The sequence below is a fragment of the Bacillus sp. JJ1533 genome (genome assembly GCF_036965045.1).
Lineage (GTDB): Bacteria > Bacillota > Bacilli > Bacillales > Bacillaceae_L > Ferdinandcohnia.
The window spans coordinates 91,398-112,817 of the sequence record NZ_JBALOV010000022.1 but is presented as its reverse complement, the minus strand read 5'-3'; the positions used below and the strand labels follow the sequence as shown (position 1 = coordinate 112,817).

Annotated in this window: 30 protein-coding genes; 9 read left to right on the top strand and 21 right to left on the bottom strand. The window is 37.6% G+C overall.

The features are described 5' to 3' along the window. The first annotated feature begins 271 nt into the window (after window positions 1-271). On the top strand, window positions 272-1,240 hold the full coding sequence (locus V7138_RS11285) for a hypothetical protein (RefSeq protein ID WP_335397170.1): 969 nt from the start codon (window positions 272-274) through the stop codon (window positions 1,238-1,240). Window positions 1,241-1,263: 23 nt separating this feature from the next. On the opposite strand, the gene yiaA is transcribed toward V7138_RS11285, so the two are convergent. Continuing rightward, complete coding sequence (gene yiaA, locus V7138_RS11280; protein WP_335397168.1) at window positions 1,264-1,728, bottom strand: inner membrane protein YiaA; 465 nt, start codon at window positions 1,726-1,728, stop codon at window positions 1,264-1,266. A gap of 125 nt (window positions 1,729-1,853) precedes the next feature. Then, entirely contained in the window at window positions 1,854-2,147 is a 294-nt protein-coding gene (locus tag V7138_RS11275) for a hypothetical protein (protein ID WP_335397164.1), read from the bottom strand. A 638-nt stretch (window positions 2,148-2,785) separates the two neighbouring features. Here V7138_RS11275 and V7138_RS11270 point away from each other — a divergent pair. After that, window positions 2,786-3,022: a YjcZ family sporulation protein gene (locus V7138_RS11270; RefSeq protein ID WP_335397161.1), complete on the top strand. Its 237-nt coding sequence runs from the start codon at window positions 2,786-2,788 to the stop codon at window positions 3,020-3,022. A 185-nt stretch (window positions 3,023-3,207) separates the two neighbouring features. After that, window positions 3,208-3,414, top strand: coding sequence for a hypothetical protein (locus V7138_RS11265; protein WP_335397158.1), 207 nt, complete (start codon window positions 3,208-3,210; stop codon window positions 3,412-3,414). Window positions 3,415-3,429: 15 nt separating this feature from the next. Here V7138_RS11265 and V7138_RS11260 read toward each other — a convergent pair whose 3' ends face one another. Next, window positions 3,430-3,756, bottom strand: a complete 327-nt coding sequence (locus V7138_RS11260) for a YnfA family protein (protein WP_335397185.1) — start codon at window positions 3,754-3,756, stop codon at window positions 3,430-3,432. A 106-nt stretch (window positions 3,757-3,862) separates the two neighbouring features. Continuing rightward, window positions 3,863-4,237 carry a DUF4440 domain-containing protein gene (locus tag V7138_RS11255; RefSeq protein ID WP_335397155.1) on the bottom strand — a complete coding sequence of 125 codons (375 nt, stop codon included), beginning with the start codon at window positions 4,235-4,237 and terminating at the stop codon, window positions 3,863-3,865. Window positions 4,238-4,547: 310 nt separating this feature from the next. On the opposite strand from V7138_RS11255, the gene V7138_RS11250 reads away from it, so the two are divergent. After that, a complete protein-coding gene (locus V7138_RS11250) occupies window positions 4,548-5,090 on the top strand; it encodes a sigma-70 family RNA polymerase sigma factor (protein WP_335397152.1) in 543 nt (180 codons plus the stop codon). Continuing rightward, window positions 5,071-6,039, top strand: coding sequence for a DUF4179 domain-containing protein (locus V7138_RS11245; RefSeq protein WP_335397149.1), 969 nt, complete (start codon window positions 5,071-5,073; stop codon window positions 6,037-6,039). The genes V7138_RS11250 and V7138_RS11245 overlap by 20 nt, the downstream gene beginning before the upstream one ends. A gap of 98 nt (window positions 6,040-6,137) precedes the next feature. Here V7138_RS11245 and mqo read toward each other — a convergent pair whose 3' ends face one another. The 4 genes from mqo to V7138_RS11225 all read right to left on the bottom strand — a co-directional run bounded on the left by mqo (window position 6,138) and on the right by V7138_RS11225 (window position 9,729). Beyond that, entirely contained in the window at window positions 6,138-7,712 is a 1,575-nt protein-coding gene (gene mqo / locus V7138_RS11240) for a malate dehydrogenase (quinone) (protein WP_335397146.1), read from the bottom strand. Window positions 7,713-8,147: 435 nt separating this feature from the next. Then, the gene (locus V7138_RS11235) at window positions 8,148-8,531 is read right to left on the bottom strand and encodes a YkvA family protein (protein WP_335397182.1); all 384 of its coding nucleotides are present in this window, start codon (window positions 8,529-8,531) and stop codon (window positions 8,148-8,150) included. An 84-nt stretch (window positions 8,532-8,615) separates the two neighbouring features. Continuing rightward, window positions 8,616-8,858 (bottom strand): glutaredoxin family protein, encoded by a 243-nt coding sequence (locus tag V7138_RS11230; RefSeq protein ID WP_335397144.1) that lies wholly within the window; start codon window positions 8,856-8,858, stop codon window positions 8,616-8,618. Further along, window positions 8,848-9,729 (bottom strand): pirin family protein, encoded by an 882-nt coding sequence (locus V7138_RS11225; protein ID WP_335397141.1) that lies wholly within the window; start codon window positions 9,727-9,729, stop codon window positions 8,848-8,850. Before V7138_RS11225 ends, V7138_RS11230 begins: the two co-directional genes overlap by 11 nt. Before the next feature lie 162 nt (window positions 9,730-9,891). Here V7138_RS11225 and V7138_RS11220 point away from each other — a divergent pair, with 162 nt between their 5' ends. Then, a complete protein-coding gene (locus tag V7138_RS11220) occupies window positions 9,892-10,608 on the top strand; it encodes a DUF4181 domain-containing protein (RefSeq protein WP_335397138.1) in 717 nt (238 codons plus the stop codon). 25 nt (window positions 10,609-10,633) lie between these two features. On the opposite strand, the gene V7138_RS11215 is transcribed toward V7138_RS11220, so the two are convergent. From V7138_RS11215 to V7138_RS11180, 8 genes are all read right to left on the bottom strand, one after another. Next, on the bottom strand, window positions 10,634-10,771 hold the full coding sequence (locus V7138_RS11215; protein WP_335397135.1) for a hypothetical protein: 138 nt from the start codon (window positions 10,769-10,771) through the stop codon (window positions 10,634-10,636). Between the two features lie 95 nt (window positions 10,772-10,866). Then, complete coding sequence (locus V7138_RS11210; protein WP_335397132.1) at window positions 10,867-11,259, bottom strand: hypothetical protein; 393 nt, start codon at window positions 11,257-11,259, stop codon at window positions 10,867-10,869. A gap of 24 nt (window positions 11,260-11,283) precedes the next feature. Beyond that, a complete protein-coding gene (locus V7138_RS11205; RefSeq protein ID WP_335397129.1) occupies window positions 11,284-12,006 on the bottom strand; it encodes a hypothetical protein in 723 nt (240 codons plus the stop codon). Beyond that, the gene (locus V7138_RS11200; protein ID WP_335397126.1) at window positions 11,999-12,511 is read right to left on the bottom strand and encodes an RNA polymerase sigma factor; all 513 of its coding nucleotides are present in this window, start codon (window positions 12,509-12,511) and stop codon (window positions 11,999-12,001) included. The genes V7138_RS11205 and V7138_RS11200 overlap by 8 nt, the downstream gene beginning before the upstream one ends. A 139-nt stretch (window positions 12,512-12,650) precedes the next feature. Beyond that, the gene (locus V7138_RS11195) at window positions 12,651-12,839 is read right to left on the bottom strand and encodes a hypothetical protein (protein WP_335397123.1); all 189 of its coding nucleotides are present in this window, start codon (window positions 12,837-12,839) and stop codon (window positions 12,651-12,653) included. Between the two features lie 134 nt (window positions 12,840-12,973). Then, entirely contained in the window at window positions 12,974-14,005 is a 1,032-nt protein-coding gene (locus V7138_RS11190; protein ID WP_335397120.1) for a S66 family peptidase, read from the bottom strand. Between the two features lie 13 nt (window positions 14,006-14,018). Continuing rightward, entirely contained in the window at window positions 14,019-14,846 is an 828-nt protein-coding gene (locus V7138_RS11185; RefSeq protein ID WP_335397117.1) for a GNAT family N-acetyltransferase, read from the bottom strand. After that, complete coding sequence (locus V7138_RS11180; RefSeq protein ID WP_335397114.1) at window positions 14,827-15,591, bottom strand: class I SAM-dependent DNA methyltransferase; 765 nt, start codon at window positions 15,589-15,591, stop codon at window positions 14,827-14,829. Before V7138_RS11180 ends, V7138_RS11185 begins: the two co-directional genes overlap by 20 nt. A 129-nt stretch (window positions 15,592-15,720) precedes the next feature. Between V7138_RS11180 and V7138_RS11175 the strand changes: the two genes are divergently transcribed. The 3 genes from V7138_RS11175 to spoIIP all read left to right on the top strand — a co-directional run bounded on the left by V7138_RS11175 (window position 15,721) and on the right by spoIIP (window position 18,327). Then, window positions 15,721-16,605, top strand: coding sequence for a YitT family protein (locus tag V7138_RS11175; protein WP_438824346.1), 885 nt, complete (start codon window positions 15,721-15,723; stop codon window positions 16,603-16,605). A 36-nt stretch (window positions 16,606-16,641) separates the two neighbouring features. Then, window positions 16,642-17,019 carry a VOC family protein gene (locus V7138_RS11170; RefSeq protein ID WP_335397111.1) on the top strand — a complete coding sequence of 126 codons (378 nt, stop codon included), beginning with the start codon at window positions 16,642-16,644 and terminating at the stop codon, window positions 17,017-17,019. A 162-nt stretch (window positions 17,020-17,181) separates the two neighbouring features. Next, a complete protein-coding gene (gene spoIIP, locus V7138_RS11165; RefSeq protein WP_335397108.1) occupies window positions 17,182-18,327 on the top strand; it encodes a stage II sporulation protein P in 1,146 nt (381 codons plus the stop codon). Between the two features lie 10 nt (window positions 18,328-18,337). Here spoIIP and V7138_RS11160 read toward each other — a convergent pair whose 3' ends face one another. Genes V7138_RS11160 through V7138_RS11140 form a run of 5 tightly spaced genes read right to left on the bottom strand, consistent with a single transcriptional unit; the run spans window position 18,338 to window position 21,384 of the window. Beyond that, window positions 18,338-18,676 carry a hypothetical protein gene (locus V7138_RS11160; protein ID WP_335397106.1) on the bottom strand — a complete coding sequence of 113 codons (339 nt, stop codon included), beginning with the start codon at window positions 18,674-18,676 and terminating at the stop codon, window positions 18,338-18,340. Between the two features lies 1 nt (window position 18,677). After that, a complete protein-coding gene (locus tag V7138_RS11155) occupies window positions 18,678-18,917 on the bottom strand; it encodes a hypothetical protein (protein ID WP_335397103.1) in 240 nt (79 codons plus the stop codon). A gap of 11 nt (window positions 18,918-18,928) precedes the next feature. Then, complete coding sequence (locus V7138_RS11150; RefSeq protein ID WP_335397101.1) at window positions 18,929-20,191, bottom strand: MFS transporter; 1,263 nt, start codon at window positions 20,189-20,191, stop codon at window positions 18,929-18,931. A 21-nt stretch (window positions 20,192-20,212) separates the two neighbouring features. Next, on the bottom strand, window positions 20,213-20,596 hold the full coding sequence (locus V7138_RS11145; protein ID WP_335397098.1) for a VOC family protein: 384 nt from the start codon (window positions 20,594-20,596) through the stop codon (window positions 20,213-20,215). 5 nt (window positions 20,597-20,601) lie between these two features. Further along, window positions 20,602-21,384 (bottom strand): alpha/beta fold hydrolase, encoded by a 783-nt coding sequence (locus V7138_RS11140; protein ID WP_335397095.1) that lies wholly within the window; start codon window positions 21,382-21,384, stop codon window positions 20,602-20,604. Window positions 21,385-21,420: the final 36 nt, after the last annotated feature.

Here is a 21,420-nt window from a genome sequence, read left to right as displayed (position 1 = left end):
GGGCAAAATATTTGCGTCGGTTCACGCTTTTTTGCGTCATGTACACTTTTTTTGCGTCACAAGCACAACTTTTGCGTCATGTACACTTTTTTTGAGTCACAAGTACAATATTTTTCCATTTAAATCCAATTTTATCATAGCACTTCCATTCTCTATTATATCATTTCAATCGGTCGCGAATTAGTCAGAAAGAACCGTGACGTTAGACCCCTTTTATTCATTAAGGGCGTTTTATATACTTAAATCAAAAGGAAATTTAAGGGAGTTTTTCATGAAGCAACTAAACTGGCCAAAGTTATTTGCCTTCGCAGCATGTATATTTATTATTTATACGATCTACGAAAACGTTCAGGAACACAAGGTATTTATTAAAGAAGCGGAACGAAATCAGGTCGAGGAAAGGATTTGGCGTAAATTTGTCATAAACGATTTGTTTGTCGGCCCAAGCTTTTCAGTCCAAATCGGAACTTTACCCGAGAGCAGTATTCCTACAAAACATAATGACTCAATGGTAACTATTTCTCGTGAACTATTTGAGAAGGTGGACGTAGGAGATACGATTCCCGGCTATGAAATAGACGGAAAATTTTACACGGAGACTATGTTAAAAGAGGAAGTTCGCTGGTTTTATATCTTATTAATCTGTTTTTGTCTGTATCCAATCGGATATATCCTTTACTGGCTTTTCAAAATCAAAGTCATATCAGAATGGTTCGCTACCATCTCAAGACGTATACGTCTTGAAAAAATGGCAGGTTTCGTTATTTCTCTTCTCCTATTTGGCGGCTTAATTTGGGCACTTCTCTTCGTTCTTTCTACTGACACAAAATCAGCCATTGAAAATGGGTATGAAAAATATTTTGGAAATAATCATGCTGAAACAACGGCCCGAATTATGGAACATGGATTTGATAGAAGAACATCAACGTACAACAGAAGCAAGTATTACATCTCCATGCTGTATAAGCCTGAAAATCAAGACACTATTTTTAGTGTAAAAGGCGTCACTTGGCATACCTACAACAAATACACGGATAAAATACCAATCGTCTATAATGTTGATAACCCCTATCAGGTATATATCAAAGAAATAGATGCTGCAGACTATTTAGATTTCCTTATGACTGACGCCTTGTTTCTAACAGCGATATCTATTATTCTAATCGTTTTATTATGTTGCGTTCCGTTCCTGTTATGGAAACAGAAAAAACGCAAATCACAAAAGGACCATCGGCTTTAGACTTGGATGGCCCTTTTTTTCTCTTAATCTCTTTCTCTTGCTTTTTGTGTATCTCGAATGTTCTTTTGGACGGTGATGGCTGCAAAAACACTAAGAACAAATGCCATTCCATAAAATCCTTTTTCACTTAAAACAATACTTCCTGCGTTGTATAAACCGATGCCCATTAATGAAATCGATACAATCAAGGCTACCCAGCTAATACCATAATAAATACTTGTAACTGGAATTCCCTCTTCTTTATCTCTCACTGCTTTTTGCAAAGATACTGCCGAGTAGAGGCCAAATATTAAAATAGCAAAATAATACCCTTTTTCATTAAGCTCCATGGCTGCGTTAAATAAACCGATGAGATAAGCAGAAACACCCACTAACAACGCTGCCCATGAAGCTCCTTTAAAGGCTGCAGTCGGTTCCCCTTCTTTCCGCTCTATCTTCACTTTCGGCTTTTCCGGTTGTTCTTTATCCACAAAAACCTCATTCTCCATTCATCTGTCCCCTCCACTTTTTTCATAAAAGAAAGCACCGTAAAATGCTCTTTAGTGCATAAATACATTATACAAAATTCCCTTACAAAAAATGAGCCTTTTTACGTTCATTTCCAATTTTTATTCTAGGAGTCTAAATATCTTTTTAACTGTCTATAGCCACCGATGATGACAAAAGAAATGAATCCTAAAATGAGAATAAAGCGAAACACGAAATGATCAATAAGATAGAGAGCTAACACCATTGTTAGCAGGAATATACCTGAGATTGCTCCAAAATTCGTGTGGCGAATCGCCTCATCCGTAAATTCCGGTTCTTCTTTATACATCCATCTTTGCCCTAATAACATACTTTCTTCCGGATACAAATAGGTCCAAATCAACGCTGCATATATAGGAATCATAAAAATAAAATACAAAACGGCATCACCCAAACCAGTCCCCACTTGAGTTGATATGACCCTTTTCTAAGATATTACGTTTACGACCATCATTTAGTTTCAAAATTCCGATATTTCTATCCAACTGATCACGATCTCTAGTTAAAATATTCTAACCACCCTATCTGAAGGACTATACGATTACCCATCCACTTATTCTCCCATTTTACTTTGGAATTTTGCGTCTCAATAGGGAAGCCAATCCTATAAAAATAAATATGCTAAGGGATACTTTGATGATAGACATTTGTTCTATGAGCGGAGTATGAGTTGAGCGATCGGATGAAAAAATTGACCACCAACTTGGTTCTGGAAATAGGTGTGAAACGATTATCCATATGGTAAAGAAAAGTACCACGATAAACCAATAAGCCTTCATTACAACACCTCAACTTAAACTGATAGTTAGCTAAATATACGGATTTGTTATCGATTCTACCATATAAATACCAGGATATTACATTATTTTTCATCTCTCTTCCTCGAAAATACGGAGTTAAAGTAACAGTCCTGGAACGTTCGGGACAATTACCCATTTTCTTTGTGGAACGTGGCAATTTAAAACTAGGTGAGTATACTGTAGGGAACCTACACAATAAAGAAAAGGAGAATGGAGTATGGAGTTTAATATATCTAACGTAAATGCGTTACAAAGCGCTTACGCAGCACCACATCCAACTTATATAGCACCTCAACCAACTTATGCAGCACCTAGCTATGAATATATCGAGCCTAGCTATGGTTATGGTTATGGGTGTGCTTATCCCGCACCTTGTCACAATACTTTTGTTTTAGTCGTTGTATTGTTTATTTTATTAATCATTATTGGTGCTTGCTACCTTCCTAGGTGCTAATTCAAAAACTTCCTTCTAAAAAACACCACACAAAAACAAGAACATATTAAACGTGATATGTTCTTGTTTTTTGAATATCAAAATATCTGGAACCCTTGTACCCACACACTGCATATAAGTACATACTCCCCCATATAATGGATTAAGACAACCAATAGCCTGTCTTATAAATTGGAGGGATGATTTTGGATAACCACGAAAAAGTAGCACATGCGAAGTCGGATAATAGAAACTATATACGGGTTAATAATAATTTTCAGTTTACGATTAATTTTGGTGATTCATTAAATTTACTTGCTCTTCTTGCAGGTGTTTTTTTCATTCGAACTCTCTCAAAAAATTCAAAGTCGCAAAAAGAAAACAAAAGAAAAAAGGCGCTGATTCTTCCATAGCTCAACGCCTTTTCATTATTGCCGTGGTGCAAATAACATGACTGATACACCAATAATACAGATGCCTGCACCTAACCAATCGTAAAAATCAGGTGTTTTTTTATCAATCCCCCAGCCCCAAAGAACTGAGAGCACGATAAAAACACCCCCATAGGCAGCATACACTCTTCCGAATGATGGAAAGGTTTGAAAGGTCGCAATCACTCCATATAATGCTAAAGCTATTCCGCCACCAATCCCCCAATAAAAGGGCTTCCCTTCCCTTAACCAAAGCCAAATTAAATAGCCTCCACCAATCTCAGCGATACCTGCTATTATAAAAAGGAAAATTGCTTGAAAGATGTAAACCACGTCCTAATACTGTAAAATATTCGTGTTCATTATAGCACTCACAGACGTTTTCAGACAAAATAATGACACTCTACCTAGGAATTAGCCTTTAGTATTCCTAGGCTTTTAGTACTTCACTCAACTTCAATGGCGTGATTGTACCTTGATGAAAATACAATCGCCATCTCACATCCATTAATTTCCATATGGAGCTTCGGAGGGTATTTCGGTTCCTCGTTTTATCGACAATGAAATATGTAGTTAAAACAACATCGGGTGCCAGCGGATAAATCTCATAGTTATGGAGAGACATTTCCGTTAATGCCATCCCAGACTCTAGGCATTCTTTTTTATCAAACATATAACCAGAGCTACCAATCTCAAAAAAATCATCTGCCAGTATTTGATCTAACTCCTCGCGACTTTTCCGAACTGCAATGTTTATGTGCTTTTCCTCTAATTTTTTTAGATGTTGCTTTAGACTATTAATCATCATTTTCTCTCCTTCCTTTATATCTTTTAACAACACAACGATTTTTTCATTTGCTTGATTAAGTTTCTTTCACTCTTTTCTGATTCCTGCAATAAACTTTTCAATTTCTGGTAAAATGTATTGACCAACTTATTCAAAAAGGATATGTACTATCCTATAAAATTCAACATTTTAAGGATTCATCCTTCAAAGAAAAGTGTACATCAGGAAGTTTGTTTTTCGACAAAATGATATAGTACAATAAATAAATTATTTTTTTGAAACTTTTTAGTCTATGCCCTGCCTCTAATAGGTGAAAGGAGGTTAGCGAATGTCGTATTCTACAAAACTAGTTGAGTTGGCCATTACAGGTGACAAATACGCATTTGAACAACTTATTAAATTGGAAAGTGAAAAATTATATAAAATTGCATATCTCCATATGCGCAACAAAGAGGATGCACTTGATGTCATACAAGAAGCTACCTACAAAGCCTATATTTCAATACACCAATTGGAATCGCCTGCTTTTTTCAGTACATGGCTAGTGAAAATCTTAATGCGTTCAGCCTACAAAGAACTTGCACGTAAAAAGAAGATTGTACATCTACCTGAAGAAACATTCGATTATCTCATTGAGTCTAGTAAAGCGCCTGAGTTGAACCTATCCATCGATTTATCAGAGGCGCTTGACTCGCTAAACATAAACTATCGAAATGCAATTTTACTTTTCTATTATTATGATTTACCGATTCGGACAATTTCTACAATTCTTGATAAGCCACAATCAACGATTAAAACCTATTTACGTCGTGCGAAAGCTGAATTAAGAAATACGTTAGGGGCTGATTATTATGGAAAAAGATTTATTTAACGAAATAGAGATACCAACAAAAGAACTGCATTTGGCAATCGAAAAAGGGATTAAGCGCGGAGAAGGGTTCCGTCAAAAAAGAAAATACATACAGCCATTAAAACGCACATCCCTTCTCACGAGTGGAGCAGCAGCTATACTCCTTGCGTCAGGTTTTATGTTCTCACCTGTCAATCAGGTTCTAGCACAAGTTCCAATCTTAGGAAGCATTTACGAAAATTATCAAATGCCCGCCGGTCAGGATTTGGCAGCCGAACAATTGATTACGGAGATTAATGAAACTGTTGAAAATAATAGCGTTAAAATGAGTATTACATCGATTTTTTATGATGGTTCCTATGTTGGTATAACCTTTAAAGCAACTGGTGAAAGCTTATCCGATACATTTGGCGGAGAAACAGGACCTGAGGCTGGCTATGCCTTTGAGATGTTTGACGGGAAGGATGAATCTACATGGGGAGGCGTTATGGGGACATTAACAAGACAAGGAAACGCCTATGTCGGTGCGATGATATTAGAAACCCGCAATGTGAAAAATCCTGACAAGTTAACACTCCCGATTACATTTACCCATATGGCCGGGGTTCAGGGCGAATGGTCTTTTAACCTTTCTGTTGAAAAATTGCCTTCTAGGGAGATTGAACTGAACCAAACATTATATTCAACAAATCACGACTATAGTCTACATGTCAAAGATTTAAACATTGGAAAAACAAATGCACTTTTAACCTATGAAGAGTTAAAAACAGCTGGAGTTGAAGGCGAAAATTTACGGGTTGATATTGTTGATGATCAAGGTGAAAAACTTTCTTTAAATAGTGTTTCAAATTCAACCATTATCTTTGATATAGATAGTAAAAATCCACCGAAGTTTATCGAGGTGAAGCCCTCGTATAAAATTGGCAAGCAAACCATCAATTTAGAGACGTCAAAAATTAATTTGAATTGAGTTAAATGAAAAATCCGTTCCGCTTGTTGGTTCGGATTTTTCACATTAAAAAACCTCCAATCCCAATCGAGATTGAAGGTTCTTTTTGTCTTAAAGGACTAATTTAGGACAAGTTCCTTTTCCTTCTTTGCTTTTTTTTCGACAAGGCCCAGTGCCTCGTCTGCAGAAGAATTAATCTTTTCTAGAAGATCTGGGTGTTCCATCAGGGATAGCCCAAATGAAGGAATCATGTCTTTGATTTTAGGTTCCCATTCTAACATATGCTCTGGGAAGCACTTCTTAATCACTTCAAGCATAACATGAACAGCGGTGGATGCACCTGGTGACGCACCTAGTAAGGCAGCAATTGAACCGTCAGCTGCGGTTATAACTTCGGTACCGAATTGAAGCGTTCCCTTGCCGCCGGCTTCGGTGTCTTTAATGACTTGAACACGTTGACCAGCCACTACTAAGTCCCAATCTTCGCTCTTAGCGTTCGGGATGAATTCACGCAATTCATTCATGCGCTGTTCCTTCGTTAGCATGACTTGCTGAATCAAGTACTTAGTTAACGACATTTCTTTTACACCTGCAGCTAACATAGTTAACAAATTATCATGTTTTACGGATGTGATCAGATCCAAGTTTGAACCCGTTTTTAGGAATTTTGGTGAGAAGCCCGCAAATGGTCCAAACAGCAATGATTTTTTGTTGTTGATGTATCTTGTGTCAAGATGCGGAACAGACATCGGCGGCGCACCGACCTTTGCTTTTCCGTATACCTTCGCATGGTGCTGTTCAATGACTTCTGGATTATTACATACCATGAAAATTCCGCTAACTGGGAATCCGCCAATATGTCTTCCTTCCGGGATGCCAGATTTCTGAAGAAGATGCAGGCTTCCGCCCCCGCCACCAATAAAGACAAATTTTGCTTTATGGTGTTCAACTTGGCCGTTACCTAGATTTTTCACTTTTAAATCCCATAACCCGTCGCTTGAACGTTTGACATCTTTGACACTATGATTGTAATTAATTTTGACGTTTTTAGTTTTTAAGTGGTCAAACAACATGCGTGTTAAATTTCCAAAGTTAACATCCGTACCAGAGTCAGCCTTTGTAGCGGCGATTGGCTCTGTAGATGTGCGATTCTTCACAATAAGTGGTATCCATTCCATTAATTTCTCAGGATCCTCTGAATATTCCATTCCCTTAAACAATGGATTGTTTGACAGCGCTTCAAAACGTTTATTTAAAAAGGCGACATCTTTTTCACCTTGCACCATACTTATGTGTGGCAGTGGCATGATAAAATCCTGTGGGTTGCGAATGAGATTGTTCCTCACAAGATGTGCCCAGAATTGCTTGGAAATCTGGAATTGTTCATTTACATTAATGGCTTTTGTAATATCTAATGTACCGTCTGGTTTTTCAACGGTGTAGTTAAGCTCGCACAGTGCTGCATGACCTGTCCCAGCGTTATTCATTTCGTGAGAGCTTTCCTCTCCTGGCTTGTCGAGCTTTTCAAAAACGGTAATGTTCCATTCAGGCACTAATTCCTTCAAGAGTGTTCCTAATGTCGCACTCATGATCCCAGCGCCGATTAATATAACATCTGTTTTAGTTTCTATGTTGCTCATGTTTATCAACCTTTTCTTCTTAAAATTTAGACAAAAAAAGATGTATGCGGTCACAAAAAATATGCTCACCAATGTCGGACAAGCTCTTTTTCGTCTCCATCTTTGCCATTTCTAGACGGCAATTATTATAGATTAAAAATTTAATATTATATGATAATTATAGGCTATTTCTAAGCCAGTTAAAAGGTATAGTTCATCCAGTAGTTAGCAAAGGCTCCGACATCCCAAGCTTACCTCATTTGTTAAGGTAAACCGAATAAACTCTAATTCTTCATTTTTATCATTATACCACGTAAAAACATCATAAACATCAGGTAGAAGTAAAATTAATCATAATAATTTGATAAGTGGTAGCGCTTTTTTAAACGGTTTATAGATGTCCATCGTCAATTATTCTATTTTGTCGACCTTATTATGTGTTTTATCAGCAATAAATCTTTTCTATCCTTTTTTTAAAAACAAAACCCGCATTTACTCCTAAATGCAGGTTTACTGAAAATATTGGTATGCTTTTATGGAAATCCAGATGAACAAGAGTGTCCACAGTAGAATGATAAGTGACCCTGCAATCCAATTTTTCGGCTTGCCGTTTTTCATTAATTCTTCCGCTTTCACTTCACAGTCCATGATGACGTCCTTTGGGATCATTTTCATGGCAAACATAATTCCAATTGGAACAAGAATGACCTCATCCAGGTACCCAAGGACTGGAATGAAATCAGGAATAAGGTCGATAGGACTGAAAGTATACGCCACTACTCCAGCCGTAAAAAGCTTCGCATACCAAGGCACTCGTTCATCCTTGTATGCCAAGTATAAAATGAATATTTGTCTTTTTAAATTCTTTGCCCAACTTTTAATTTTCTCCATCATTTCACCCATTAATTTTGATCCCATATTTTATTCCTTCAAATACAAAATGTGATTTTCTATATAGGCTTCCCCACATTTACCAGTTTAATCCTTTTTTAATGGTTCTAACAGTTTAATCAGTTCAGGAGTAAAGCCTTTAACAGCACGTTCTCCCACAACTGTTACAGGTACGCCTAAAAATCCATACCGTTCAACTTCCTTCTGATAGACTTCATTTTCTGCAATATTGCGGAGGTCAAAAGGAATCCCATTTTCAGTGAGGACCTTTTTTACAAAAGTACACTCCACACAATCATTTGTCGTATAGACAATTACTTTATTCGCCATTGTTATTAATCTCCTTTAATTTTGCAGGTGGGCCAAATTTTCCTGCATGAAAATCACGGTATGCCTGTTGGATTTCTTCCATGGAGTTCATGACAAATGGACCATATGCAACAATCTCTTCCCTTAGTGGAACACCAGAGAAAACAAGGATTTTAGCACGGCTACTTGCTTTCATGATAAATTCTCTTTTGTATTCACCATTTTCATTGAAGGTAAGGGTTGCTGCACCTGTTTTTTTCAAGCTTGTCTTATTTTCACCAAGCTCTAACTCACCAGAAAGCACGTAAACAAACGCATTATGATTTTCCGGAAAAATATGTTTGTAGGTTGCTCCTTTTGCAAGCGATATTTCGGTCATTGTGATTGGCACTAAACTGTTCATTGGTCCTTTAACACCCGCAATTTCACCGGAGTAGACTTTTAGTTCTCCACCTTTAACTTTAACACATGGAACATCCTCTAGATAAACATTTTGATAAGAAGTTTTTGTGTTTTTTAATGAACTCGGAAGGTTCAACCAAAGTTGAAGGGTATGCGCGATGTCATGATCAACTGGTTCCTCTGCATGTCTCGCACCACTCCCAGCATTCATGTACTGGATGTCCCCTGCTTCTAAAATGGAATTACCGCCATGATTATCAACGTGCTCTAATCGTCCGTCAATGACATACGTAATCGTTTGAAACCCCCTATGAGGGTGGTCTGGAAATGCTCCATGCTTATACCAATCCTCTGCCATTAGCACAAACGGATCAAAATCCTCAAACCGATTCGGAGGCAGCACAAAGCCTTGCTGAACATGTGGGAAGCCATTATTGTTGTATTTTACATACCAATGATCTTTAATATTTCTTTTAAAATGAGAACTCATTTACGTTCACTCCTGATTCGATATCTTCATAGTCCTTATTATCTGTTATTTTGACATGTTAGACGGATTTGTACAAAAATTACGCTTAACTTTTTCTGGAATATTTACCCATACATTCATATAATGGACTAAGGAACCAGTTTTTAACTCGGAGGTAAGCGTATGTGGATCATTTTGGTACTGTTTTTACTCCTGCTCAGTTTCGTTGATAGATTGGTAGGAAAAAGGTTAGAACCTGGTTATGATGTCATGGAGTCTGATGGAAGTGTTACATATCGGGTGGGTAGCATTCTTATTTTAATCCCAGCAATTATTGGTCTTTTTGTGATTGATTATAATGATACGGATACCATTAAATGGTTTATCATTTTAGTATTAATCATGCACTGGGGATTCCAAGCATTCATGGAATGGAAGTATGTAGAGGGAAAGAAGTATCGGTTGTCCTTACAACTATTGATAGTGGGCGTTGTTGGTACTTGGGGCATCTTTTTTATAGACGAAAGACTTACACATACCACTTTCGGTACAGAATTACAGGATATGCTAGAAAATGAGAAGATCTCTAAAATTGAAATTTTACGGACAGTAAGTGGTGGCAATCAGGAGTTCTCTCGTGAACAGGCAACCATAATTGATCAAAATAGTATAGAAAAGTTTTCAACCCTACCTTCAAAAATGGAACTTAGAAAGTCAAATTCAGCAAACCCAGGTCTTGATTTTATTTTAATGATTCACACAAATACGGATCTGCACACCGTAACCTTTTCAGAGGATGATATCAGAATAGTAGACAATAAGTATTTTATCCTAGATGAAAATGAACTGATAAATTTCATTGAGGACGAAAAATTCGAATGGGAACCAGCATCTTTTTAAAAATAAAATCCCCTAAACCAATCGGTTAGGGGGTACTTAATAAAGATTCCATTTCTTCGTCAGTCACAAATTTCCATTTTATATCTTTCCACACATCTTTATCCATCGCTTCGATAAGTTGGTCGATTTCATCATAACTAAATTTTATAGCATGTTCATTCATGTAGCCCACCAAACCTTTCGTTACATAATTCGAGTAGGCTTTTCTTAGTTTGAGGGTCAAGTTCAAAAAAATTTGGAGAAAAATTGTCTATTAAATTATTTTACTTCTACTATTGTATAAGTCCCTGATTTAAAGCGGTATTTGATATCATACCTTTCCCCCACTTTAAACTGCGAGCAAAATTCTTCAGCCTTACCTTTACTTTCGTCGAAATACTGGAACATTGTATAGGGGTCATTGACCCTACACACATAAAGTCCATCGCTATTTTTTTCGTCTGTAACAGCCATTTCTTCTACCAAAATCGAACTTTCTTTTTCGTAGGAAGGACGTAGTTTATTAGAAACCATGGCACCTATAATAAGAAAAAGTCCAATTATCCCGATTACCAAAGCCTTCTTTTTGTCTTTCTGCACCATGAGCATAAAGATAGAACAACCGACTGCCCCAATACCAATTGCATATAAGGCCATTAAAAGTAAGTACAAAAAATCATCCCCCTTTTTACAGATTTACTTTTTATAAACTCTAAATGACTCTGCAATCTTGATCATTTCTTCTATTGGGATTGGTTCTTCTCGGAAGCTTGTTTTGTCTTTGTTTTCGACAATAACATTTAAGTGATAATTTACCCCATTATCTGACCAATACATCATTTGAGCATTCCCGTTATTAAAATAATATGCTGTGATTCCATCCTTCAATTCAATAGGTTCATATCCTTTTCTAGCTACTTCTTCCGCATTGCTATCTGCAATGATCAGATGAATACCCTGAAAAGGCTCCTCATTTGAAAGATAACTAATGTTTTGGACATAAAGTTTAGGATCAACAGGTTCTAGTGGTGTTGGTTCCCCCTCTCCATTACCAAAATCCTTTGGTCCTAGATATTGTTGAAAAAATTCAATCTTATCAATTTTAAACGGTGCATAGGTTGGTAACTTTATAGCCCTTTCAACGTCGTTCAATTCCTCGATTTCTTTTAATTGTTCTGCCCCTAAAAAAGTCTCCTGGTCAGTAAATGGATTTTGTGGCACAGTCCAAATGAAAAAGGCTAACAGTGCAGCTGCCACAAGACCCCCAATCGTAGATAACGCCCATTTCAACTTTTTCCATGTCCTTTGAACAGGGTGTTCCTCGAAACTCATCAATGTATCGTGGATCCTTTTTTTATCTTGGAGACTCAGATTAGCTGTCGGCATTGATCGCAGTTGATTTTCCAAATGTTCATTCATATGTAGCACCTCCTACCCGTTGCTTTAGTGCCATTTTAGCTCGATGATAGGTCGACCTCGTTTTGTTTTCGCTCCATTGTAAAATCTCAGCTGTTTCCTGAACAGACAGTCCCTTAATGCCTCTTAAAATGATGACATCCCGATAACTAGATTTTAAGGATTGAATGGCCTCATACAGTAACCTGTTTTCCTCGGATAAATGAAGAACTGCCTCTGGCGTTTGGTCCGTCCTAGGTTCGTGACTAGAATCAAAAGACAGCATCGTTCTCCATTTGTTTCGATTTCTCCTCCTGATTTCATCAATCGCAATGTTCCTTGCAATACTGTAGAGCCAAGTTCTTGGATGAGAGTTCCCTTTAAAGGCATGAAGCCCCTTCATGGCTTTTATAAAAACCTCCTGAACCAAATCCTCTACATCTGCCTTTCCTAATCGATACAACAGGAAATTATAAATGTCATCGCTATATTGATGGAACCAATCTGAAATGATCTCTTTCTCTCTCATATCCAAATTTTCTCCCCAATTTATTTTCCTTCTATAACATAAGACGATATCAGCTCATAATTATCGCACTTTTTCTAAAAAATAGTTAAAATAGTAGGAAAAAAGTCACTTTCGAAGAAAATGACTTCACAATAATCGGTTATATAAAAATCATCAAGATTAATGGAAACACAAGTGTGACTACTAATGATTGGACGAATGTTAAAATGATATCCTTCTTCCACGGATTGCTTTTTGGATAACGGTTATTAATCCGTTGGAAAAACAAAAACACAGCCCACCAAATCAACAACATATAAATCACGGCACCGATGCTATCGTAATACAAATGATTTTCCTCCCCCTAAATCGATATTAACATTTTTAAATACGACTTTTTGTGTGATTCGTATTTTAGTAGTAATAAAAAAACATCCATGAGTAAAAGTAGCCTTTAATTAGCTGGTTAATGACTATTTTATGTTATTTAAACGTTTGTACAACTATCCCTTTTCCATTTTCAACTTCAATTTCAGCATACGCTCCATTGATAAACGTAATTTGTGGTGGAACATGGCCACAGTCAACATCATAAACAATTGGAATTTGAAGTTCTTCTGAAAGTTCTTGATAGAGATCTTCTACCGTATAATTTTCTACTGGTGTATTGGCTGAACTTCGTCCAAACAAGATTGCCGAAGTATTTTCAAACCAGTCTGCTAACTTCATTTGAACCAGTGTTCTACGAATGTCTGTCGTCGATAACTCACAATTTTCAAAATACCAAATCAAAGAATCTCCCTGAATATAAGTCTCTCTAAAATTCTTAACATCCCCATAAGGTGTACCTATTAAATGCCTGATTATATCAATACATCCTCCGAGGAATCTTCCCGATACATTTGTTTTACCAGTTTCAGTCGACTTCCAGTACGTAGGCTCCGTTAGATGAAAAATATGAGGAGTTGGTTGATCATGTTGCCATTCCTTTTGGAATTTTTCTGATGAGTATTGAGTGACTGTTTCTCCTTTTTTTGTTGATAAAACTGTCTGCCACATAGCAGTTGTCTGATCGGAATACTTCCCTCTTAAATCAATTAGGTTTGTTCCATGGGCAGTTGCTATTCCCGTTTTTAATGTGATAGCCAATAGTAAAAGACTAGTATCCGAGTAGCCAAGTATCCACTTGTTTTGGATGTGGTTGAAATCAATATACTCTAAAATCTCGATCAGTAATTCTCCACCCCAGGGAGGAATAATAAAATCGATCGCCTCATTTTTCATCATGTCATTAAACTCTGCCGCTCGCTTTGTTGCTGGAGCAGACTTTGCTTTTTCTTGTGTCCAAACTGTATCACCACAAATGATGTTAAAACCCTTCTGTTCGAAACGATTACATGCTGATTTAACAAGTTCATGCAGTTCTTTTTCTACTCCAGATGAAGGTGCTGTTACACCTATCGTTGCTCTATTTTTTAAAACAGGATATTGGATCTTTGAATACCTCCTTGCCATTGTTATCTCCCCTTTATCTCATGATCCAAATTGCTTTTGTATAACCTATTCTCATTCCTGCTCGTTCCATGTTATTTTGACTAACAGAACCGAATCTTGCCTGGCCAACAATCAATCCGCACTCTTGTTCCAACGCTTTTTGGAAACGCTGCTTAATTAATGCTGTTTGAATACCCTGATTACGATATTCCGGCAATGTCGTTGCAGATGCGAGGGTTCCAATGCCATTTCCCGTAAATAAAACCCCACTCCCAGCTGGTTTACCGTCAAAACTTGCAAGATAGAATGACCAATTTTCATGGTCGTAAAGAATTTGATTGTTTATGGAAACCCCATCCTTTAAAAAGGCACGCATCCCAAATCCTTTTGTATAAATTTCGGCGAATAAATCAAATTCATCTCTTTGAAAATCTCGAATTGAGATTTTCGAAGGATAGTCGGTTTCAGAAAGTGAATCAAGTTCTGAATAAAGGGTTGTATGAAAGTCATACTGATAAAAACCTTTGTTACTCAGGTATGTAAGAAATTCAGATGAAACATGACCAGGGGTTAGTTCAAATCGAACCGGAATGTCTTTTTGTTTGTAAAAGTGAATGATTTGTTCGATGTAATCTTCATCTCCATCAGATAAACCCTTTACTGTGTTGAATGATGGTCCGGGAATGTTCTTAACTAAAAAGGCTGTGGCATTTCCAAACTGTTCTATTTCAACGTCCATCGGATTTCCTTCGATTGCTTGTATCGTGCTTAATCTTGAATTCAACATCTCGATTTCAGATGTTTCTAAGGTTTGGGCTAATTTTTTCGTTACGACCACTTTGTCACTTCCTTTTACATACATAAATCATTTGATGACTATCTTCGGTCAGCGGTGTTTCGTTCCAATCCTTGTAAACTGCTAAAATCTCAAATCCGTTACCTTTTAAGAGTCGGTCCATTTCTTGAGGGAATACATATCGCAATTTGATGTTTGTTTTCTTTTCTTCTATCGTATTGCCGCTATCATCCCGTTGTCTTCTAATGGTTATATAGTGTTGAACCTGTTGAATCGTGTCATAGTTACTAATCGTGTAAACATCTACTCTTTTTCCGTTTTCGTCCATATAACTCCGCCAGTATTCCTCGGTCGACTGTTGAAGCAATTCATCGGGACTAGGGAACCTCGTGCCAAAGATGAAAATCCCCTCTTGTTCAAGGTGGTTATAAATGGAATGTAATAGCTGGTCCTGAGCTTCATTTGTAAGAAAATGCTGAAATGAATTTCCAACGATATAAATAAATGGACTTTTTATATCTATTTGAAGCTTCGTGCAGTTCTGTTCAATCCACTCTATGTTTAGACTTGTATTTTCGGTTTTCATTTTAGCTTGAGTCAGCATGCCATGATGTATGTCCACCCCAATAAGGGTATGCCCTGCTTTCGCAAGGGGGATTGTTGCACGACCAGTTCCGCACGCTAAATCAATGATTGGACCGCTCACTTTCGCAGCCCCTTTTTGTAAAAATGTCACGTCGTCTTGATAAGGGTCGTTTTCTTGGTCGTATAGAATCGGATCCTCGTACTCTTCAAAATTGTTTATTTGCATTTTTGCTCCTTTCAAATCCGATAAAAAAGGTTGTATTTCTATTTTCCACATAAAGGTATTAAATTCCTTCAAATCCTGTAAGCTAACCTATGATTGTGGTAATATTAAAAAGGAAAATCTATCTTGAAATTGAAAGGCTTGGTTTTTGTGGTAAAAACAAAGAAAAAACGTGTATTAACTGAAATTAAACAACTCATTATGATTACCATTGGGGCTCTTATCGCGGGCTTTGGATTGGAATTGTTTTTAGTACCAAATGATATTTTGGATGGTGGGGTTATTGGACTCTCCATCATTGCGTCCAAGATATTTGGAGTTCCAATGAGTATCTTTCTTATTGTTTTAAATATCCCGTTCCTCATTCTTGGATATCGAAAAATGGGAACAAAGTTTACTTTACATACGTTGTTTGGTGTTTTAGTATTATCTGCGTTTACAGCCTATTTACATCATCTTGAACCCGTAACGGATGATTTATTTTTAGCAACGGTGATTGGCGCGGTTATTTTAGGAACAGGTGTCGGATTGGTTATCCGTACTGGTGGCGCATTAGATGGTACTGAAATTTTGGCCATCATTGTAAGCAAGAAGCGACCAGTATCAGTTGGACAAACAGTCATGATCATGAACGTGTTTATTTTTATCCTTGCTGCCTTGCTCGTATTCAGCTGGGAAACGGCTATGTATTCGATTATTACGTATTACATTGCTTTTAAAATGATTGATATTGTGGTTGAAGGTATCGAAGAATTAAAATCAGTCACGATTATTTCAGACTCGCCTGACGAGATTGCGACTAAATTAAATGAGGTTATGGGGCGTGGGGTTACCTTTATTCATGGTGAAGGGGCCTACACCAATGAACCTAAAAAGATCATTTATACAATCGTTAGCCGGATTGAGCTTTCCACACTAAGGGAAATTGCACATGATATTGATCCAAGTGCGTTGATCGCAATCGAAAATATGGCAGATGTAACGGGTAGTAATTTCGGAAACGGTGAAGGTCACTAAAGAGTTGGAAGAATCTAATGAAAACAGGTGATAGCATTGATTAATAAAATTGGAAAAATTACTGTTTATGTGGAAGACCAAGAGCAAGCAAAGGAGTTTTGGGTCAACAAACTGGGTTTTGTTTTAAAACTTGAGCAACCGATGGGACCAGAATTTTCCTGGATTGAAGTTGGACCTAGTGAAGATGAATTCACGACGTTAGTTCTCTATTCAAAGGCTGCTATGGAACAGCACAATCCATCAAAGGTTTCACATCCATCTGTGCTTTTTAGCACTAACGACATTGATGCAGCTTATGAAAAAATGAAGCAAAATGACGTAAAGGTTGGGGAAATGTTAAGAATGCCGTTTGGCACGATGTTTAACTTTTATGATCAAGATGGCAATGAGTATTTGTTAAGAGAAGATAAATAAGATACACAGACAAAGCATGGCTCGCCATGCTTTTTTCATTTGAAATCGATTCTAATTCCGCCCTATTGTTCATATATATGTCCAAAAGCCATAAAGTGAAACTTCAATCACTTTTCAACGTGGGTTTACTGCTCGTTAATGCTTGGATAAAGGACGGATATCATGAAAAGTTCTGAATATGGGCCAATTTACATTTCAAAAATCGCCTTAATGTTTATCTTTACGGTAATCATATGTTTCTCAGCTGCTTCAAGCATATCCACTTTCAAAAAAGAATGGATTAATTTTCAACACTTTGATATTAACATTCGAACCCTTCCAAACGAATTTTTTGTTACATTGCTTGAATTTGAGAATGCTTATTTCGGACAAACCTTAAATGAAGAACACGAATCTTTCGCTAAAATTATAGTGGAATCTACGCTTCAATTTAAGTATGGTGATTTACGTAGTTTTTTCGGTAAAGAACTCCCTGGTTTTTCGATGTACCATACTGAAATTCTGATTCCTAGGGACGGCACAGATTTCACCAATCTGCCATACGAATCAGCACCACCTTTAGATGTTCTACTACAAGAAAGGGAAATGGCTCAGAAGGAATTAGAAGAACTAAATAAAGAGGACCCGAAAACACCACCTGTGAATCTAGTAACCGATAAAAAGGTGTTCATTTATCACTCACATAGTTATGAATCCTACTTGCCGCTTCTTGGACTTGCAGGCGACCCCGATATGAACAAAGCAGTTGATTCAAAAACAAATATTACACTTGTGGGCGATCTTTTAGGTAAGGAGTTAAAAAAATACGGAATTGGTTCTGTAGTCGATACAACCAATATCGGGCAAGAGTTGAAGAAAAAAGGCTGGGGAACTACCCAAGCGTATGCATTATCACGAGGAATCGTCCAATCAGCAATGGCAAATGACTCAAACATCGACTTTGTAGTCGATCTTCACCGTGATAGTATGCGAAAAGATGTGACATCAGTTTCCATTCACAATAAACCATATGCAAAAGTTCTATTTGTAGTTGGAAAAGCAAGTGATAACTTTGAAAAAAGTTATGCATTAGCCGAATCTCTAGACAAGGCAATCGAATCACAGTTTCCAGGAATCAGTAGGGGTGTGGTTGCCAAGGGATTGAATCAAGGGAATGGTGTGTACAATCAGGATTTAGCGGAGAACTCCATACTCATCGAGATTGGCGGAGTCGATAACGATATGAAGGAATTAAAAAATACCGTTGAGGCTCTAGGTAAGGTGATTAGTGATCATATCCTAAATGCAGAAAAAGTGAACTCATCCTAAGAATAAAGAGTTACTCTTTTGGTTGATTTGGTTGTTTGTCTCCACTCTGTTTTGTTTTTTCTATTTGCCCTTTGCTTACACCATCACGGCATTTTTGTCGGGAATTATCATGTGCTGCAAAGCGTTGATTAAACAAGCGATCGTGGAGAACAAAAAACAACGGGGGTGAAGGCTTCCGTTGTTTTTCCTGTGTCTTATTAAGTTTATTTGTAATAAAAGTCTTAATAAATTGCCAGATGAAAACGAAGAGACATACAAAAATGGCTTCTATTAAAAAGGTTTTTACATGTAACTTCTTTTGATCCCAACGAATGAGTGCAAGAGCTAAGATGACCCCTACATACATCATGTCAATGACCTTCTTCTTTTTCCTGCTTCATTTTTTCAAATTCTCGCCAATCTACCTCTTTTACTTTACGAAATTCTCTTCCGCATTTTTTACATGCGTAGTTTGGCGGTATTAAAAATGGCAGCCAACAAATTACGAATCCGTATGGGACTAAAAGCATTAGGATCGCAGCCGGAATTTTGAACATAAAAAAGTTCTTTTTTACAAGCATATCTGATTCGCAATGCAAACATAATTTCATAGATTCCCTCCTTACTTACCTACCGTCATCTCCGTACTTTGTGAGACGATTGCGGCTTGTTTTTTTATAATTAAAACAAACAGTGTTGCGACAATACAAAGGACTCCTGCAGATATAAACGTGATCGTGTAGCTATGGAAGACCTCGTAAAAATAGCCCCCTAAATACGCCGCAACACCTGATCCAATTTGGTGTGCTGCAAACACCCAGCCATATACGATCGGTCCATTTTCCTTTCCGAAAAAGTCGGCTGCGAGTCTTACCGTTGGGGGCACAGTAGCAATCCAGTCTAAACCGTAAAATACGGCAAATGAGATAAGCATCACATATGATTGCATCTGCAGTGCGTATGGCAACACAAGTAATGAGACACCACGAAGCCCATAAAACCAAAATAAGAGCCATCTGTTGTCAAAACGATCGGATAGCCAGCCCGCAACCATAGTTCCGATGATATTAAAAACCCCCATGAATGCGAATATACTTGCTGCATGGACCTCAGGAATCCCGTGATGGGTTGAGGCTGGGATAAAATGTGTACCTAAAAGTCCTGCGGTAGATAAACCACAAATGAAGAAACTACCCGATAATAACCAAAAAGGTCCTGAGCGCATTCCAATCCAGAGTACCTCAAAAGCTGATGTGATTGGATTCTTTTTATTATTATCTTTTGTCTCTTCCTTAGTCGCTCCGTACGGAAGAAGTCCTTTATCACGAGGGTGATCCTTCATCCAAATTAAGATGATCGGAGTTACTAGGAGACCGAGTCCAATGAACACAGCCATTCCCACTCTCCAGGAATATTCCTCCGTTAAAAAGGATAACAATGGTAAAAAAATCATTTGTCCTGCTGCGGTTGCGGCCATAAGTAATCCTAGAACCATTCCACGCTTCTCTTCAAACCAAATCGTTGCGATATTAGCAGAAAGTACGGATAAAAATATGCCCGAACCGATGCCAATAATAACTCCCCAAATGAGATGGAGCTGCCAAATATGTGCCATGAAGAGACTGGTTACTAAACCGATAACTAACAAGATCATCGAATAGGACATGATTTTGCGGACACCTAATCTCTCAAGTCCTGCTGCAATGAATGGTCCGGAAATTCCATAAAGTATTAGATTAATGGCAAATGCAAATGAAATGGAAGAACGGCTCCAATCAAATTCTTGCTCAAGCGGAATGATAATGACTCCGGTAATTGAGCGAATCCCCGCCGCGATTAGTACTGCAACGAATGTAATCCAAACCACAACCCAGCCATAATGCATGGTCAGCTCTCCTTCTTTTGTTTAAAGATTTTCGTAGATTTCAATGAGGTTGCCGGCTGGATCTCGGAAATGGGCAACCTTCAGCATCCAGTCGACTTGCTCGTGTGGCTTTGTGATGAATTCTAGTTTATCTTTCATTTTTTCATATGTATTCTCAACACTGTCCACTTTAAAAATCAATGTTGTTTTGTCCTGATTTTCTACAAGTGCTGTATATTCAGCACCAATTGCTGCTATCATTTGTTCTCTTTCAAAGAGACCAAGTTTTACCCCGCCGATACTAGTAAAATCAGCATAACGTGAATCTTCATCCCCCCACGAAACTTCAAATCCTAGTATGTCTCTATAAAATAGAAAACATTCTTTATAGTTGTCTACTAAAAGTCGAATATGTGTTAGGTTCATTTAAGCTACTCCTTTTCTATTATTTTACAATCTCTTGGTACTTCCCTTTTATTGATCCATTCTTCGACCATCTGATTGAAAAAGTCCGGCATCGCCATCGAAACACCGTGTCCCATATTTGGTATAAGGACACCTGTAACATGTTGATTTGCTTTTACGAGGTCATTGACTGACTTTTTCATCATCGACTTTTCTTGTTCGCCTACTGTCACCAATATGTTGGAGTTCACTTTTTGAAAATCAGTTGGAATTGTGAACGACATGTTCTCTTCCAAGACACGTGTCAGACCGTCGGCTGTGATTTGGTAGCTTTCCTCGTAGTACTTTTCGAAATAATCATCGCCGACATATAGTGTTTTTGCTTGGAGTTTGGAAAACCATCTTTTCTTAATAAGTGGAGCTGATAGTTTAAACGTCGGGCGAATCCATTTTTTTGCAGATGTCATCGGTCGTACAAGGGCACTATTAATGATAGCAATATCGATTAGATCAGGTTTCATGCTTAACAGCTGCACGGTAATTTGAGCACCTAAGGAAAATCCTATCAGGATTACTTTCTTTCCGTTTGATTTTTCTACGATTAAGTTTATGATTCTTTCTGCGCTGTCTTTAATAGAGAAGGGAATTGCGATGCTTTTCCCATGGCCTGGTAAGTCCGGAACAAGGCAATGGTATTGGGTGAAATAGTGGACCTGTGCATCCCACATCCATCCACTCACCCCACCGCCGTGTAAAAAGACCATCAGAGGCGCACTCGTATCCCCGTATTCTTGATAATGTAGATTCATATGAGTCACCTCACTTTTTGTAATTCACTGTTTCCA

Excerpts from the sequence above, each read along its gene's own strand:
- V7138_RS11215 (WP_335397135.1), bottom strand. The coding sequence starts at position 10,771 with ATGAATGAACATGCTATAAAATTTAGTTATGATGAAATCGACCAACTT.
- V7138_RS11245 (WP_335397149.1), top strand. The coding sequence starts at position 5,071 with ATGGAAAAAGATTTATTTAACGAAATAGAGATACCAACAAAAGAACTG.
- yiaA (WP_335397168.1), bottom strand. The coding sequence starts at position 1,728 with ATGGAGAATGAGGTTTTTGTGGATAAAGAACAACCGGAAAAGCCGAAA.
- V7138_RS11180 (WP_335397114.1), bottom strand. The coding sequence starts at position 15,591 with ATGCAAATAAACAATTTTGAAGAGTACGAGGATCCGATTCTATACGAC.
- V7138_RS11255 (WP_335397155.1), bottom strand. The coding sequence starts at position 4,237 with ATGATTAATAGTCTAAAGCAACATCTAAAAAAATTAGAGGAAAAGCAC.
- V7138_RS11145 (WP_335397098.1), bottom strand. The coding sequence starts at position 20,596 with ATGAACCTAACACATATTCGACTTTTAGTAGACAACTATAAAGAATGT.
- V7138_RS11250 (WP_335397152.1), top strand. The coding sequence starts at position 4,548 with ATGTCGTATTCTACAAAACTAGTTGAGTTGGCCATTACAGGTGACAAA.
- spoIIP (WP_335397108.1), top strand. The coding sequence starts at position 17,182 with ATGAAAAGTTCTGAATATGGGCCAATTTACATTTCAAAAATCGCCTTA.
- V7138_RS11200 (WP_335397126.1), bottom strand. The coding sequence starts at position 12,511 with ATGAGAGAGAAAGAGATCATTTCAGATTGGTTCCATCAATATAGCGAT.
- V7138_RS11140 (WP_335397095.1), bottom strand. The coding sequence starts at position 21,384 with ATGAATCTACATTATCAAGAATACGGGGATACGAGTGCGCCTCTGATG.
- V7138_RS11230 (WP_335397144.1), bottom strand. The coding sequence starts at position 8,858 with ATGGCGAATAAAGTAATTGTCTATACGACAAATGATTGTGTGGAGTGT.
- V7138_RS11235 (WP_335397182.1), bottom strand. The coding sequence starts at position 8,531 with ATGATGGAGAAAATTAAAAGTTGGGCAAAGAATTTAAAAAGACAAATA.
- V7138_RS11285 (WP_335397170.1), top strand. The coding sequence starts at position 272 with ATGAAGCAACTAAACTGGCCAAAGTTATTTGCCTTCGCAGCATGTATA.
- V7138_RS11205 (WP_335397129.1), bottom strand. The coding sequence starts at position 12,006 with ATGAATGAACATTTGGAAAATCAACTGCGATCAATGCCGACAGCTAAT.
- V7138_RS11160 (WP_335397106.1), bottom strand. The coding sequence starts at position 18,676 with ATGATGTATGTAGGGGTCATCTTAGCTCTTGCACTCATTCGTTGGGAT.
- V7138_RS11185 (WP_335397117.1), bottom strand. The coding sequence starts at position 14,846 with ATGTATGTAAAAGGAAGTGACAAAGTGGTCGTAACGAAAAAATTAGCC.
- V7138_RS11220 (WP_335397138.1), top strand. The coding sequence starts at position 9,892 with ATGTGGATCATTTTGGTACTGTTTTTACTCCTGCTCAGTTTCGTTGAT.
- V7138_RS11155 (WP_335397103.1), bottom strand. The coding sequence starts at position 18,917 with ATGAAATTATGTTTGCATTGCGAATCAGATATGCTTGTAAAAAAGAAC.
- V7138_RS11190 (WP_335397120.1), bottom strand. The coding sequence starts at position 14,005 with ATGGCAAGGAGGTATTCAAAGATCCAATATCCTGTTTTAAAAAATAGA.
- V7138_RS11225 (WP_335397141.1), bottom strand. The coding sequence starts at position 9,729 with ATGAGTTCTCATTTTAAAAGAAATATTAAAGATCATTGGTATGTAAAA.
- V7138_RS11270 (WP_335397161.1), top strand. The coding sequence starts at position 2,786 with ATGGAGTTTAATATATCTAACGTAAATGCGTTACAAAGCGCTTACGCA.
- V7138_RS11150 (WP_335397101.1), bottom strand. The coding sequence starts at position 20,191 with ATGCATTATGGCTGGGTTGTGGTTTGGATTACATTCGTTGCAGTACTA.